This window comes from Bacteroidales bacterium, from assembly GCA_012519055.1.
Lineage (GTDB): Bacteria > Bacteroidota > Bacteroidia > Bacteroidales > Salinivirgaceae > JAAYQU01.
Genome location: JAAYQU010000045.1, coordinates 85085 through 99557, shown reverse-complemented (window position 1 = coordinate 99557; position 14473 = coordinate 85085). Strand labels below are relative to the sequence as shown.

Annotated in this window: 14 protein-coding genes; 7 read left to right on the top strand and 7 right to left on the bottom strand. The window is 33.8% G+C overall.

Features of this window, described 5'->3' with window-relative positions:
* Positions 1-71 precede the first annotated feature (71 nt).
* Positions 72-512: a CPBP family intramembrane metalloprotease gene (locus GX311_08560; GenBank protein ID NLK16433.1), complete on the top strand. Its 441-nt coding sequence runs from the start codon at positions 72-74 to the stop codon at positions 510-512.
* Between the two features lie 77 nt (positions 513-589).
* Entirely contained in the window at positions 590-1099 is a 510-nt protein-coding gene (locus GX311_08555; GenBank protein NLK16432.1) for a hypothetical protein, read from the top strand.
* A gap of 16 nt (positions 1100-1115) precedes the next feature.
* On the opposite strand, the gene GX311_08550 is transcribed toward GX311_08555, so the two are convergent.
* From GX311_08550 to GX311_08520, 7 genes are all read right to left on the bottom strand, one after another.
* Entirely contained in the window at positions 1116-1775 is a 660-nt protein-coding gene (locus GX311_08550; protein ID NLK16431.1) for a phosphatidylserine decarboxylase family protein, read from the bottom strand.
* An 18-nt stretch (positions 1776-1793) separates the two neighbouring features.
* Complete coding sequence (locus GX311_08545; protein NLK16430.1) at positions 1794-2606, bottom strand: phosphatidate cytidylyltransferase; 813 nt, start codon at positions 2604-2606, stop codon at positions 1794-1796.
* On the bottom strand, positions 2590-2811 hold the full coding sequence (locus GX311_08540; GenBank protein ID NLK16429.1) for a DUF2007 domain-containing protein: 222 nt from the start codon (positions 2809-2811) through the stop codon (positions 2590-2592). Before GX311_08540 ends, GX311_08545 begins: the two co-directional genes overlap by 17 nt.
* Positions 2812-2879: 68 nt before the next feature.
* Positions 2880-4841 (bottom strand): ATP-dependent zinc metalloprotease FtsH, encoded by a 1962-nt coding sequence (hflB, locus tag GX311_08535; GenBank protein NLK16428.1) that lies wholly within the window; start codon positions 4839-4841, stop codon positions 2880-2882.
* A 28-nt stretch (positions 4842-4869) separates the two neighbouring features.
* The gene (gene rsfS / locus GX311_08530) at positions 4870-5238 is read right to left on the bottom strand and encodes a ribosome silencing factor (protein ID NLK16427.1); all 369 of its coding nucleotides are present in this window, start codon (positions 5236-5238) and stop codon (positions 4870-4872) included.
* Between the two features lie 273 nt (positions 5239-5511).
* Positions 5512-6138 (bottom strand): hypothetical protein, encoded by a 627-nt coding sequence (locus tag GX311_08525; protein NLK16426.1) that lies wholly within the window; start codon positions 6136-6138, stop codon positions 5512-5514.
* 45 nt (positions 6139-6183) lie between these two features.
* On the bottom strand, positions 6184-8364 hold the full coding sequence (locus GX311_08520) for a GAF domain-containing protein (protein ID NLK16425.1): 2181 nt from the start codon (positions 8362-8364) through the stop codon (positions 6184-6186).
* 295 nt (positions 8365-8659) lie between these two features.
* Between GX311_08520 and GX311_08515 the strand changes: the two genes are divergently transcribed.
* From GX311_08515 to GX311_08495, 5 genes are all read left to right on the top strand, one after another.
* Positions 8660-8908 carry a hypothetical protein gene (locus tag GX311_08515; GenBank protein ID NLK16424.1) on the top strand — a complete coding sequence of 83 codons (249 nt, stop codon included), beginning with the start codon at positions 8660-8662 and terminating at the stop codon, positions 8906-8908.
* A gap of 111 nt (positions 8909-9019) precedes the next feature.
* Complete coding sequence (locus GX311_08510) at positions 9020-10117, top strand: Nif3-like dinuclear metal center hexameric protein (GenBank protein NLK16423.1); 1098 nt, start codon at positions 9020-9022, stop codon at positions 10115-10117.
* Between the two features lie 4 nt (positions 10118-10121).
* A complete protein-coding gene (locus GX311_08505) occupies positions 10122-10895 on the top strand; it encodes a hypothetical protein (GenBank protein NLK16422.1) in 774 nt (257 codons plus the stop codon).
* 239 nt (positions 10896-11134) lie between these two features.
* Positions 11135-11683, top strand: a complete 549-nt coding sequence (locus tag GX311_08500; protein NLK16421.1) for an NAD(P)H-dependent oxidoreductase — start codon at positions 11135-11137, stop codon at positions 11681-11683.
* Positions 11684-11845: 162 nt separating this feature from the next.
* Positions 11846-14341, top strand: coding sequence for an AAA family ATPase (locus GX311_08495; GenBank protein ID NLK16420.1), 2496 nt, complete (start codon positions 11846-11848; stop codon positions 14339-14341).
* Positions 14342-14473 lie beyond the last annotated feature (132 nt).

Here is a 14473-nt window from a genome sequence, read left to right as displayed (position 1 = left end):
TTGAACAAATACCATATAAGAAAACTGTTTTGCTGATTGTGACTTTCAAAATAATAATAAGTCTTATCTTCATGGGGTTCATACTATTAACAAACGTGTTTTTGGAACTACAATTAGAAAATTATTTTCAAGGGTTAAATTCTGATTTCCCTACAAAAAATGCAATTATTGCAACAATTAGTGCTTTGGTTTTGAGTCCAATAATTGAAACTTCAATATTTCAACACTTGATATTCCAGTTTTTTAAAATAGTTAGAAAAACTGGAATACCTATAAAGTTCTTTATAATTAGTTCACTGCTGTTTGGCTTGGCACATCAAGTTGTTTGGACAACAGGAGTTTTTTTAGGAGTTGTTTCATTTATTCATAAAATATTTGGTGGTATTATGCTCGCAGTGAGTTACTACATATTTTATCGTATAAGAAAACATGCACTGCTCTCTACTGCTTTGATTCACAGTGCACATAATGCTGTCATTGTTCTTCCATTATTATTTTTTAAACTGTTATAAAGTAAATACGCCAAAAATAATTTTATAGACTATCGAATATATTTCTCTCAATTTTAAACTCTAAAAATTTGCAAAAAATGAGAAGCTCATTAATTTTAACATTTGTAATAATCTGCATAATTGCCGGTACATTATTGTCTTTTATGGGATGGGAAATTGGTTTTATTTTGTTTTCCTTAGTGATAGCAATTGTACTCCTAATCGATCTGATAATTTTACGCAAAATACTTATCAAAGCTTCGGTTAAAATTAAAAATACTGATTTGGTTACACTGCACTCGGTTGGCCTTGCAGTTGTGGGCTTTTTATGGATGTTTATTGGTATTTATAAAAGTAACACCCAAACAGATGTTGCAAACTATAGTTACAACTTTTTCTTTGGAGCAATATTTATAGCATACTCTATTTGGTATTTTTTAAAATATCGCTATGGTTGTATTATTACGGAAAACTACGTATATATAGCAGAAGATGCATGTTTTAAAAAGTTAAAAAAGGAGGATATAGAAATTAGCCAAGTTGATGGGTTATTGAAAGTAGAGATTTTAAAAAACAAGAAGACCTACGTCTTTTTAGCAAAAAAATAAACGTATTATACTCTATTTAAAATTTTGCTATAGGAGTTAAACAGCCTCTTGTGGTGTCGCCAATGTTTACAAGAATTTCAGTGCCAGTGGGAAATAAAATATCTACTCTTGAGCCAAACTTAATAAATCCCATTTGTTGCCCTTTTTTTACATCTGTTTCTGGTTTAGTAGTATATGTCTCTATTCTTCTTGCAACGTAGCCAGCAATCTGTCTTACAACAATTTTTTTATTATCCTCAGTTTCAATCATTAAAGTAGTTCTCTCATTAAGCGTTGATGATTTTGGGTTCCTTGCTATTAAAAATTTTCCTTGGTGATACTTGAAATATTTAAGTACTCCTGAAATTGGAATCCAATTTTTATGCACATCCCATATTGACATAAAAATCGATACTTGGATGCAATTTTCGTTTAAAACTTCGTTATCAAAAGTCTCTTCAACCACAACGACAGTACCATCAGCAGGCGCAACAATAACGTTATCATCTGATATTACTTGTCTGACAGGATTTCTAAAAAATCGTAGTACGAATATTAGGAATAGGACAGATAACAGTAAAATTGAAAAGACTAACCACTTGGCTTTCACAAAACAGATTATCAAAAAATTAACTACTATCAACATTAGCGTTATTACAGACGTAATTTTCCAACCAGCTTTATGAATTGTCGTCATATAATTACTTGTATTTTATTACGATAATATCAAATAAACATAAGTAAATGCAAATGGCATAACCATAAGCAAACTGTCGAATCTGTCCAAAACTCCACCGTGTCCTGGTAATATATTGCCCGAATCTTTAACGTTTACAGCTCTTTTAAACATGCTCTCAACCAAATCACCCCAAACGCCTGTTATTGAAACTATTATAGAAAGAACTCCCCATTGCAATGGTGTTAAAATTATCCAATACTTTGCGATAATTTGCGATAATACCAGAGCAGCGGCCAAACCTCCAATAAACCCCTCCCACGATTTTTTTGGAGAGATTCTGTAAAAAAGTGGATTTTGTCCAATTGCCATTCCAACCAAATAGGCAAAAGTATCGCTTGCCCATATCATGAAAATAATACCGAGATTTATTTGATGGTCGTATGTTTCACCTAATTGTGACAAAACAATTAACAGTGAAAGAGGTATAGCAACGTGTATTATTGACAAAAAAGTATATCCAATATTTTCTATGGGTTTTTTGTGTTTATGGTATAACTGTACAATAAAAGCCATTGATAATAAGGGGATTAACACAATGCTAATTTCAGGAGGTATTATATCTTTTGAAATTAAAAACGTTAATGCAATGATTAACAAAGTAATAGTATATCCAATAGCATACAGTGGTCTTATCTCTATAGCCTTTGCCATACCATAATGCTCTGAAATACACAAAATTGCGATTAGCACTACCATGGCTAACATAGAGTATTGACTGGCAACAAATGCAACAATTAGCGTTACCGTAAAAACTAAACCTGTAAGCGTTCGTTTAGTCAGATTTTTCATTTTCTAAGAAGCTTTTGATTAGGTGTTTGGCTGTTATTAACTTTTCGTGTAACACATATATCTCTATCTCTCCTACTAGCACATATGCTGAATCTTTTTTATTAATAATTGCAACTTCTACATCATGATCTTTTAAAAGATCTTTTATCATTTGTGCACGATAATCGAGTGTTGTTGTGTATGCTAATGACCAGTTTTTACTCATAAAATCAAAGATAGTATTTTTTACAATAAATAATTACTTCAATAACTATTTTATCACAGCAGGTTGTTTTACATACTATCAACTGTCTGTTCCTCTGATTCACTTTTAGGTCTTGGACCAAAAATTTGTTCTAAATCATCTGTAAATATTACCTCTTTTTCAAGTAGCTTGTTTGCTAATTGTTCAAGACCTTCTCTATTTTCGTCTAACACTTTTAAAGCTGTATTATAGGCTTTATCGACTATCATTTTAACCTCTTTATCAATCAGTTCTGCTGTTTTTTCGCTAAAAGGTTTAACAAATGAAAAATCTGATTGTCCAGTGCTGTCATAAAAGCTTAAGTTACCTAATTTTTCACTCATGCCGAAATATGCAACAAGTGCATAGGCTTGTTTGGTTACTCGCTCCAAGTCATTGAGTGCTCCAGTTGAAACAGAGTCGAAAACTAATTTTTCTGCAGCACGACCTCCCATTATTGAACACATCTCGTGAAAAACCTGCTCTTTAGTCGAAAGCTGTCTCTCTTCAGGCAAGTACCAAGCTGCTCCTAGAGCCTGTCCTCTGGGGATAATAGTAACTTTTATTAATGGGTTGGCATGTTCTAACATCCAACTTACTGTAGCGTGACCTGCTTCGTGAAATGCTATAACTTTTTTCTCTTGTGGCGAAATTACTTTGCTTCTTTTTTCAAGACCGCCAACGATTCTGTCAACAGCATCAAGGAAGTCTTGTCTTTCTACCTTTTTCTTATTTTTTCTTGCTGCAATCAATGCTGCCTCGTTACAAACATTAGCTATATCTGCACCACTAAATCCGGGGGTTTGTTTTGCCAAAAACTCAACGTCGACATCTCCTGCCAATCGTAAAGGTTTCATATGTACTTTAAATATTTCATTACGTCCATTAAGGTCGGGAAGCTCAACATGAATTTGACGATCAAATCTTCCGGCTCGCAACAAGGCTCTATCTAGGATATCGGCACGGTTGGTAGCCGCAAGAATAATCACACCACTGTTGGATTCAAAGCCATCCATTTCAGTAAGGAGTTGGTTTAGTGTGTTTTCCCGCTCGTCGTTAGCTCCCATATTTGGGTTTCTTCCCCTTGCACGACCAATTGCATCAATCTCGTCAATAAAAATTATACATGGGGATTTTTCCTTTGCAGTCCTGAATAAATCTCTTACACGACTTGCCCCTACTCCAACAAACATTTCTACAAAATCACTACCCGACAGAGAAAAGAAAGGGACATGGGCTTCTCCTGCGACGGCCTTAGCCAAAAGCGTTTTTCCTGTTCCCGGAGGTCCTACTAAAAGCACTCCTTTCGGTATTTTTCCACCAAGATCAGTATATTTCTTTGGGTTTTTCAAAAAATCGACTATCTCTTTTATTTCAACTTTAGCTTCATCAAGACCCGCCACATGACTAAAATCAATTTTCACGTTGTTATCTTTATCAAAAAGCTTGGCTTTTGATTTTCCTATATTAAAAATTTGCCCTCCCGCACTGTTAGCCCCACTCATACGTCGCATAATTAATATCCATATACCGACAATTATTACTATTGGAAGAATATACATGATAATATTACCAATGTGATTCTCCCGGGTTTCATAAACAATTGGGGTCTTTTCTGTTTCAGGTATACCTTCCTGGGCTTCAGCCATTTGCTTCTCAAAACTTTCTACCGAGCCGATCTTAAATAAAAAATTTGGTTTTTGTTGCTTAAAAAAGCCACCGCTGGTATTGTCAATGTATCTACCTGTACCAATTTTTGAGGGTTTAATATATACTTCAACGGTCTCTTTGTTTACAACAATCACTTTCTCAACATCGCCTTTGGAAAGCATATTGTTTTTAAAATCAGCCATATTTATCTCTTCGGGTGAACCGCTTGGCGAGAGAAAGTTTATAAATATGAATGCCAATGCTATTATGGCGTATATCCAATATATATTAAATCTGGGCTTTTTATTATCTGTTTTATCCTGTTTTATGGGATTATTACGATTGCTTTTTTGATTGTTCATGTTTTTTTTGTTGGTCATATTAATAATATCAATCATTGTGATAATAAAACTCTCCGTCAGCCCACAAACCTTCAAGATTGTATAATCTCCTTATAGGTTCAAGAAAAATGTGTACCACTACATCAGAGAAGTCTATTAAAACCCACTGGGCATTTGTTTTTCCTTCTATATATTTAACTTTCATTGAAAGTTTTTCACTTATTTTATCTTTGATATTGTCGGCGATAGCTTCAACTTGTGTTGTGGAGTCTCCGTGGCAAATAATGAAAGAGTCTGCTATTGAGTTTGCAATTTTTAAAAAGTCAATTTGAACAATTTCTTTTCCCTTTTTCTCCTTTATGCTTTCAATAATGACTTCAAGTAGTTGTTTGGTTGTTACTTCTTTTTCTTTTGTCATTTGATTGTTTTGTAATCTCCTATTTTATAAAAACTTGATATTATTAAATCGTTTATAAATTATTTTGTTTTCAATTAATACAGGTTTTGCAAAAGTATAAAAAATGCTTGTAATATTGATGTTTATTAAACTCTTGTACAAACAAAATACCAATTTATATTATTGCCTAATTGACATACTTTTTATTGTTCGCTGACATTTAAACAGTTATACATAAAGGAACTCTCGTGAAAACTTTTTTAATCATTCACATGGACAAAATAATTGATTTAACTAGTATATGTTTGTTTCAGAATCTACGTTTTCTCCAAATGGGATTCGTCCTACCATAAGTGAAACACAACCAAAAAAATATCTACTACTCTTAGGCACAATAACTTCTACTATTAACAATCGTGTCTTATGTACTTTTGCATCCCAATAAAAGTTGTCGATATTATCATTTTCAAATATTACTGATTCAGAAGTTGTTAATTGTCTTGACCAAATAGTGTCTTTAACAATGGTTGTCCCTATAGGTATCGGCTCTTCATTTTCATCATACATGAGAAATCCGTGTTGATCTCTCTTATATAACGTTATTTCTTTATCCACCACTTTCCCTACAACAGGTTCAAATTTTTTCTCAGGTACAAGAATTCTATATTTTAATCTTCCAAGCCGATTTTCTCCTACTACGAAAATTCTATAGTCGTACTGCGAATATACAACTGTTTTCATTCTTATTGTGTCTCCAACAGCCAATTGAGTATATGTTGTTTGTGTCGAAAAATCATAATTTGCAAGCCACTCTTTTGGTGCAAGCTTTTTCTTCTCACATCTTTGAGCGTTCAGCGATGTTGTGACAACAATGAGTAGAATAGTAATAAATAAAACTCTCTTGGGTAATGTAAGGATCATTAGTTTTGAGCTATTTGTTTTTATATTACAAATCAAAACTGTGTTTTATGATTTGCCTGCTGTAAGCTTGCGTATTTTTTCTTCAAGATCTTCAATTAGTAGTTTCATACTTTCTATTTGAACTCTGTTTTCCTCTTCTGTAGCTTCGCTTTCTTTCAATAGCTCATTTTCTCTTAGTTCGCTTTCAGATTTATGTGTATTTAATTGATCAATAATGTTTTTAAGGTTTTCTCCCTGCTCATCAAGCTCCCTCCTGTACGCATGTATTGCTCTATCTTTTGTTTTATTATCGGATATGTCTACCGAAAGACTCAAAACCTTTTTATATTCACCACTAGCATCTTTTAAAGGAGTATAAGTTTCTCTCAGCCAAACATCTCCATATGAAGTCGGATAACATAAGTCCATTTCAACCGAAGATCCGGAAGTAAAACCTTCCCACATTTCACGGTAAAGCATATCTTGTTTATGGGTTAATTTAAGTAAGTTGCGGTGTTCACGTCCTATTAAATCTTCTTCTTTTAGACCCAAAAACTGAGCATATCTTTCGTTGACATTTTGAATTACTCCAAACAAATCAAACTCTATATTTCCAACACTATTGTTGATGGCTTCGAGTATTTCGCGCATTTCAAGCTCACGTCTTGCTGATTCTTCCTGAGTGGCTTGAAGCTCTTCCATATTTTGACGCATCTCTTCCTCTTGAGATGCTAACTCTTCTCCTTTCTGCTGCGACTCTTCAAGTAATCGTGCCGTTTTTTCATTTATTTTTACAGTCGCTAAAGTCCCAGCTATGTTTTCACTTACTTGCTCTAAAAAATTAATCTGATACTCTTCAAATTGGTTAAAGGATACTATCTCTATTACACCATAAATTGTCTCATTAGCTTTTAATGGCACCAACAATATTACAGAGGGATTTGTATCGCCTAAGCCGGACGTGATTCTTACATAGTCTTGCGGCACCTCTTTTAAATAAACCGGAGCTTGTTCAAAGGCACAACGTCCAACGAGTCCCTCTTCAATCTCTACACGACGCGATGCTAGTTTTTTTCGACCATAAGCAATTGCTGCTGTCATTCTAAAATGAACATCATCCTCGTCATTATCTTCCAATATATACAGTGCTCCTTGAATTGCACCCAAAATTTCAATAGCTTTTTCGAGAACGTCATACGATAAAGACTCTATATTGGTACTTTGTCTTAAAATATCTCCAAATTCCGCAAGTCCTTTTGTAGTCCAATTTCTTATTTCGTCCTCTTGTTTACGTTTTTGTTCTTGCTCCGATGCTGTTTTTAAATTTTGGCGCATTGTGATTAAGCTGTTACCTAGTATATCGTCTTCACTTAAAGCATTGTATTCGGCTCCAAAGTTCTCATTTCCAATTTCTAACGCAAAACTCGAAGTCCTTTTCATATTGTCGACAAACTGATTCAGAGCTTGCGAGATATCTCCAATTTCATCATCAGAAACTTTCAGGTGTTCATCGGGCAAAATTCCTCTAGCCATTTGCAATAAAAATTCACGCAGCTTAAGAACAGGTCTTACAGTAACTCGAGATATAAGATAAAATATAAACAAAGAGAGTGCTACTAAAACAATCCCCATAATTACTACAGTACGTTGAAAATTGTTTACATTTTCAATATTTCTTGCATTTATTTCATCATAGCATTCATTTATGCTTGTCTTAAGTTCTGTTATATCTTCTATTACATCGTTAGAAAAAACAATAATCTCCCCGTTCTTCTCAACCATAGGACTCACCTCTAAAACAACCTCTTGATCTTCATACGACTCCAAAGTATTTAGTTGTTCCATTATTTGTGTTTGCAATACAAACAGCGTATCAGACAAAGTTTTTTCAATTTTGTCGAACAGTTCAATATCATCTACACTCCAATGCTCTTTCAACTCACTTAGTTTCACAATAACTTGAGGATATTGTTTAGAGTGTATATTTTTAAGACTAATCTTATCGGGTGTTTCTGATTGTCGTTCAATAAAAACCCAGTTTTTTATTAACATCTTTGAATTGTTAACTAAACTTATTAGCTCATTCAAATATGAAATCGAAGGAGCATATATTTCTGATATTTGTTCGTTTGCCTTTTTGTTTGCCTGCAGGTTTGTAAAAGTTAAAACGCTACTAACAACAAATGCCACTATTAATATTCCAAAACCGAAATATAAACGGTTTACCATTGAAAATCTAAACTTCATTCGTATAATGTTTTTATCTATTTATATTTCTGTTGCCTTGACTTCAAAGCATTTATTTGAAATGTCAGATATTTACCAACTACAAACATACTATTTTTTCGATTAGAAAAGTACTTTTTCATACAACTATTTTGCCTATTGATTTTTATTTAGTCCAACATATAGTTATAATTAAGTTATTTACTACACATAAAATCAGCTACTGTTCTAATGTTTTCTATTTTTTCTTTGTTTTTAGCGCTGACTACGTTATTTTTGCGTAAGTTTGAGATAGTAGCAAATAAAATTATAAAATATGTCAGCGATTCAAACCATTTTAGCTGCTTTGATATTGATAGGTATTGCGGTCATAGGCCTGGCAATCCGCATAATAATTATTAAGGGAGGACGTTTCCCTGAAACGCACGTTGGGCACAACAAAGAAATGCGCAAAAGAGGCATTATTTGCGCCAAAGCATTTGACAAAATGGAACAAAAGAAAGCTAAAAGCCCTGTCGATTACACAACTCTAAAAATAGAAAAAACATCAGAAAGCGGTCGTTAATTAAACCAAATTACACTAGTTATCAAGATTATAGAATTAGTTTGTTTTAATAATTCAAAACAATAAGGAACAATTTTTACTATATTTATGAGTTTGAAAAACTAATTAAGTATGAAACTAAATTTGAACGAAATCATATTTTTTTTAAATCAGCGTTTCCCATTACAATATCAGGAAAGTTGGGATAATTCTGGTTTATTGGTTGATACATATAAACCAATATCGAAAATAATAACTTGCCTTGACTGCACTTTAGATGTTGTAAATGAAGCCATTGCCGAAAATGCAAATCTAATTGTTTCTCATCATCCATTGATTTTTAGTGGTATTAAAAAAATAATAAACACCGACAAAACAGCTTCGATATTAAAACTACTGATTAAGAACGATATAGCCCTTTACTGCGCACACACAAACCTAGATAATGCCGTTGGAGGCTTAAATGATTATCTGGCTAAAGCGTTGAATCTAACAGATATAGAGGTATTACAACCACTAAAATCACACCTATTCAAAATTGTGACTTTTGTTCCGCATGAACACGCCGATAAAGTTCGGACAGCTCTGTTTAATTCTATGGCCGGAAACATTGGAAATTACGACTCGTGTAGCTTTAACATTCAGGGCAACGGAACGTTTCGAGGTAACGATAACACAAATCCGTTCGTTGGAAAAATTGGAAAGATACACTTTGAGCCTGAAACAAGAATAGAAACCGTTGTTGAACGACGCAGTTTGCAAAAGGCCATTAATGATATGATTAGTGCCCACCCCTACGAGGAGGTTGCATACGATATTTATCCCATTGAGAATGAACTCCCAAGCGTTGGGCTTGGTCGTATAGGAGTTTTGCCACAACAGATGAGTGAAAATCAACTAATTAAGTATCTGAAAGAAAAGTTATCGTTGGAAAATGTTTTATGTAGTCGGATCAATAATAGAGCTATAAGTAAAATTGCGATTATCGGAGGTAGTGGCTCATCGGTTATTGATACCGCTTTATTGTTGGGAGCTGATGCAGTTATTACTGGCGATATTAAATATCACACTTATATTGACTATGAAAGCAAACTATTTTTGGTGGATATAGGACATTTTGGTAGTGAAAAAATAGCAATGAATGTTTTTTACGATTGTCTTACAAAAAAATTCCCTAACTTTGCAGTCCTCAAATCGAAAACAAATTTGAACCCAATTAATTATCTGTAACTCTATGGTAGCAAAAAATAAACAAACACCTGTAGCCGAAACGGTTAATGAAAAGATTAAAGCATTGTATAAACTTCAATGCATTGATAACGAAATTATTAAAATTGAAACTTTACGTGGAGAACTTCCTCTTGAAGTACAAGATCTTGAAGATGAAATTGCAGGTCTCGAAACACGTTTAAATAAGATCAAGGAAGAGATAAAAGAGCTTGAAAATGAAGTCTCGGATAAGAAGAACGAGATTATTAGTGCTCAAACCTTAATTAAAAAATACGAAGAGCAACAAATGAATGTTCGCAATAATCGTGAATTCAGGTCTATTGCCAAAGAAGTTGAATATCAGGAGCTTGAGGTTGAACTTCGTGAAAAATTAATACGCGAACTTACAGGAAGGATTAAACAAAATCAAGAAGCATACGAAAGAACAGAGGCCGTTCATAATGAGAGAAAAGCTGATTTGGAACACAAACGTCCTGAACTTGATTCAATAATCGCAGAAACTAAAATTGAAGAAGACCGATTGCTTAATTCCAGAGAATCAGTAAAAAAACTCATTGAAGAGCGCTTGTATAATGCATATACAAGAATTCAAAACAATGCAAAAAACCGTTTAGCTGTAGTTACTTTTGACAGAGAGTCGTGTGGCGGGTGCTTCAATGCAATTCCTCCACAAAGAATGGTTGATATTCGTCAGTACAAAAAAATTATTGACTGTGAATACTGTGGACGTATATTAATCGACCCCGAGACAGCAGAAGAAGTTGCAAGCGAATTGTAGAATATTGATAATTCCCTAATAGCCCTAAACACAGGAAAAAGAATATAAAATAAAACGCAAACTCCAATTAATATAATTGGAGTTTTGTGTTTTACTGTGCTTGAGTTTGCAAAAACTTTTTCTACACCTAATAATCATAGAACAAAATACTGGTTTTGTTGTTGATATCTGAGTATTCGGAGTTAAATAAATAATATCCGATTTTGCTTAAGTCAAATCACAACAAACGTTTAATAATTATGAATAAGAAAAAAATTGCAGTTTTAGTAGGCAGTTTAAGAAAAGAGTCTTATAATAAAAAAATTGCTCAACAACTAATAAGTCTATCACCTGAAAACCTGGAAATGGAAATAGTGGAAATAGGAAATTTACCCCATTATAACGAGGATATCGACCAAGAACAACCTCATGAGGAATATGTGAAATTTCGAAAAAAAATAGAGCAAGCCGATGGCTTTCTGTTTGTTACGCCAGAATATAATCGTACTATTTCTGGAGTATTAAAAAATGCGCTTGATGTAGCATCACGCCCGTACGGAAAAAATATGTGGAGTGGTAAACCTGGTGCTATCGTTAGTGTCTCGAAAAGTCCTCTTGGCGGTTTTGGTGCCAATCTTGCACTACGTCAACCAATGATGTTTTTGAATGTTTTGTTAATGCAAAATCCAGAAGCATACATAGGTAATGTACATAACCTATTTGACGATAAAGGTAATTTAGTGGCTGAAACCGAGAAATTTTTAACAAACTTTATGGCATCATTTGAAAAATGGACTAACAAGTTTTAAACACGCAAACAAGTCAAAACTTTTCCATAGACAAAATGATTTGAGGAATACTGTCAAAATAGAAAAACACTTAGGAATGAGATACTTTTATTAGAGTAAAGAGTGTCTCATTTTTTTGTGTCTCGTTATGATTTAGTATTTTAGTTGCAAAATTAAAAACACATGAGCTTCTTCACAAATCGTCAATTAAAATTAGCATACGAATTTGTTGAATACACAGGACGGAATGTTTTTTTAACAGGAAAAGCAGGGACAGGAAAAACAACTTTTCTACAAAATATCACAAAAACAACAACAAAAAGGAATATTGTAGTCGCTCCGACAGGCGTTGCTGCAATTAATGCAGGTGGTGTCACAATACATTCATTTTTTCAAATTGCTCCCGGACTTTTTATTCCCGGAATGAAAACAGAAACATCAGAAGACGAGCAAAATGCACAATTACGTGTTTCAAAGGTCAAAATTGATATTATAAGAAGCCTTGATCTTCTGATAATTGATGAAGTAAGCATGGTTAGAGCAGATTTGCTTGATGCAATAGACAATGTTTTAAGACGATACAGAAACAACTCTAAACCATTTGGAGGTGTTCAACTTCTCTTAATTGGAGATTTACAGCAACTTGCACCTGTTGTAAAAGAAGACGAGCGTGAAATATTGGAAAAATACTATCAATCAACATATTTTTTTGGAAGCAACGCACTACGTCAAACCGATTATGTTAGCATCGAGCTGACAGAGGTTTACAGGCAATCAGACCAAAATTTTATCAGTTTGCTAAACAGTGTGAGAGACAATAGACTGACTACAAGCGATATAGAGAAATTAAATGCGCGCTACCAGCCCCAAATACTTGATAACTACGACAAAGGATATATTACGCTTACAACCCACAACAACCAAGCAAAACTTATTAACGACAAACAGCTTAAAAAACTAAATAGAGCGTCGGAGATGTTTACTGCTGAGGTCTCTGGAGATTTTCCTGAAACGTCTTACCCCACAGAGTATAACCTTGATTTGAAGATTGGCGCACAGGTGATGTTTGTTAAAAACGACCCCTCGCCCGAGAAACTGTTCTATAACGGCAAAATAGGCGAAGTAGTTGATATCGAGGAAGATGTTGTTTTCGTTAAGTGTCAGGATCAAGAGGAGGTTTTGGCTGTAACTGAGCTTACATGGGAAAATAATCGTTACTCTATTGACCAAGAGACTAAAGAGATTACAGAACAAGTAATTGGTACTTTCAAACAGATACCTTTGAAACTTGCATGGGCTATTACCATTCACAAAAGTCAGGGGCTGACATTCGATAAAGTAGTTATTGACGCACAAGCTGCTTTTGCACATGGTCAGGTATATGTTGCGCTTAGCCGATGTACATCTTTAGAAGGATTAATTTTAAGCTCGCCTATCAACACTTACGGGATTAAAACCGATTCAAGCATTATCAGTTTTAATAATGAAATTTCACGCAATCAACCTGACAGTAACCAACTTAAACAAGCGCAACTAGAGTTCCAAATAGAATTACTACATGATCTTTTCGATTTTAGTAGCATTAGAAAAAACGCATATCAACTACAAAAAACTATTCAAAACAATCACACTATTCTTAGCTCAACTTTGCCCGAAAAGACAGAGAACTTTATAAATGTCTTAAACAATAACTTTTATGATGTAGGACAAAAATTCAACAACGAAATTTTGCGTCATACACAAAAACTTACATCATCGGTTGAAGAGTCGGAACTGATACAGGGACGAATAAAAAAAGCCGTTGCATACTTTCAGCCAAAAATGGAGAACGAACTCATACAGTTTATTGAAACCATTGATATTTCAAGCGACAACAAACAGGTCAGCAAAATGCTTTCAGATGTTAAAACTAAAATTGAGTGGGATTTACAAATAAAGAACGACAGCATGTTATCGTGTGCATCTGGTTTTGACGTTAAGCTGTTTATGCAGGCAAAAGCTAAAGCTGCCATTGAGTCGCCAAGTGATAGACGGAAAAAGAGTATGCGTGTCGGTAAAATAAAAGTTAAAGAAAACGAAGAGTCAGAAAATCCGGAACTATACGAACAGCTAAGACAATGGCGCGAAATTGCAGCCGACAATCTTAATGTACCTCTTTATGCAATATTGCCAAATAAGTCTATTGTTCAGATTTCCAATTACTTACCCGCAAATATTGCTGCGCTTAGAAAAATTCATGGAATAGGTAAAATAAAAGCCGAAAAATTTGGTATAGACATAATATCAATTGTTGAAGAGTACTGCGCTAACAACAATTTGAGACCTCAGTACGAAAAAACCGAGAAAATTGAATTTGAACCAAAAAAGAAGAAAATCAGTACTAAACAGATTAGTTACGATATGTTCAAACAAGGGCTAACTGTTGAAGAGATAGCGACTGATAGAGGTCTTGTTATATCAACTATTTTGGGACATCTGATTTCATATGTAGAGACAGGTGAAATATCTGCAGACGAACTGATTCATGAAGATAAAATTAAACTTATATCCGATTTTATTTCCAGTAATTTCTTTGAAAGTATTGGCGAGATTAAGCGGGCTCTGAGCAATAGTGTTGAATATAGCGACATTAGGGTTGTTATAGCGCATTTGAAATACAAAAGTAATGGGAAGACTTAGTGGTCTTGTCATTATTAAATGGAGTAACGTTGGTGAGACGAATTTAACCTAGGACTATATATTACTTATTTAAAATCTATCTGAATAGATGAAAAATGCTTTAATTTTTACAGTTTTATTTCATAAATTAAA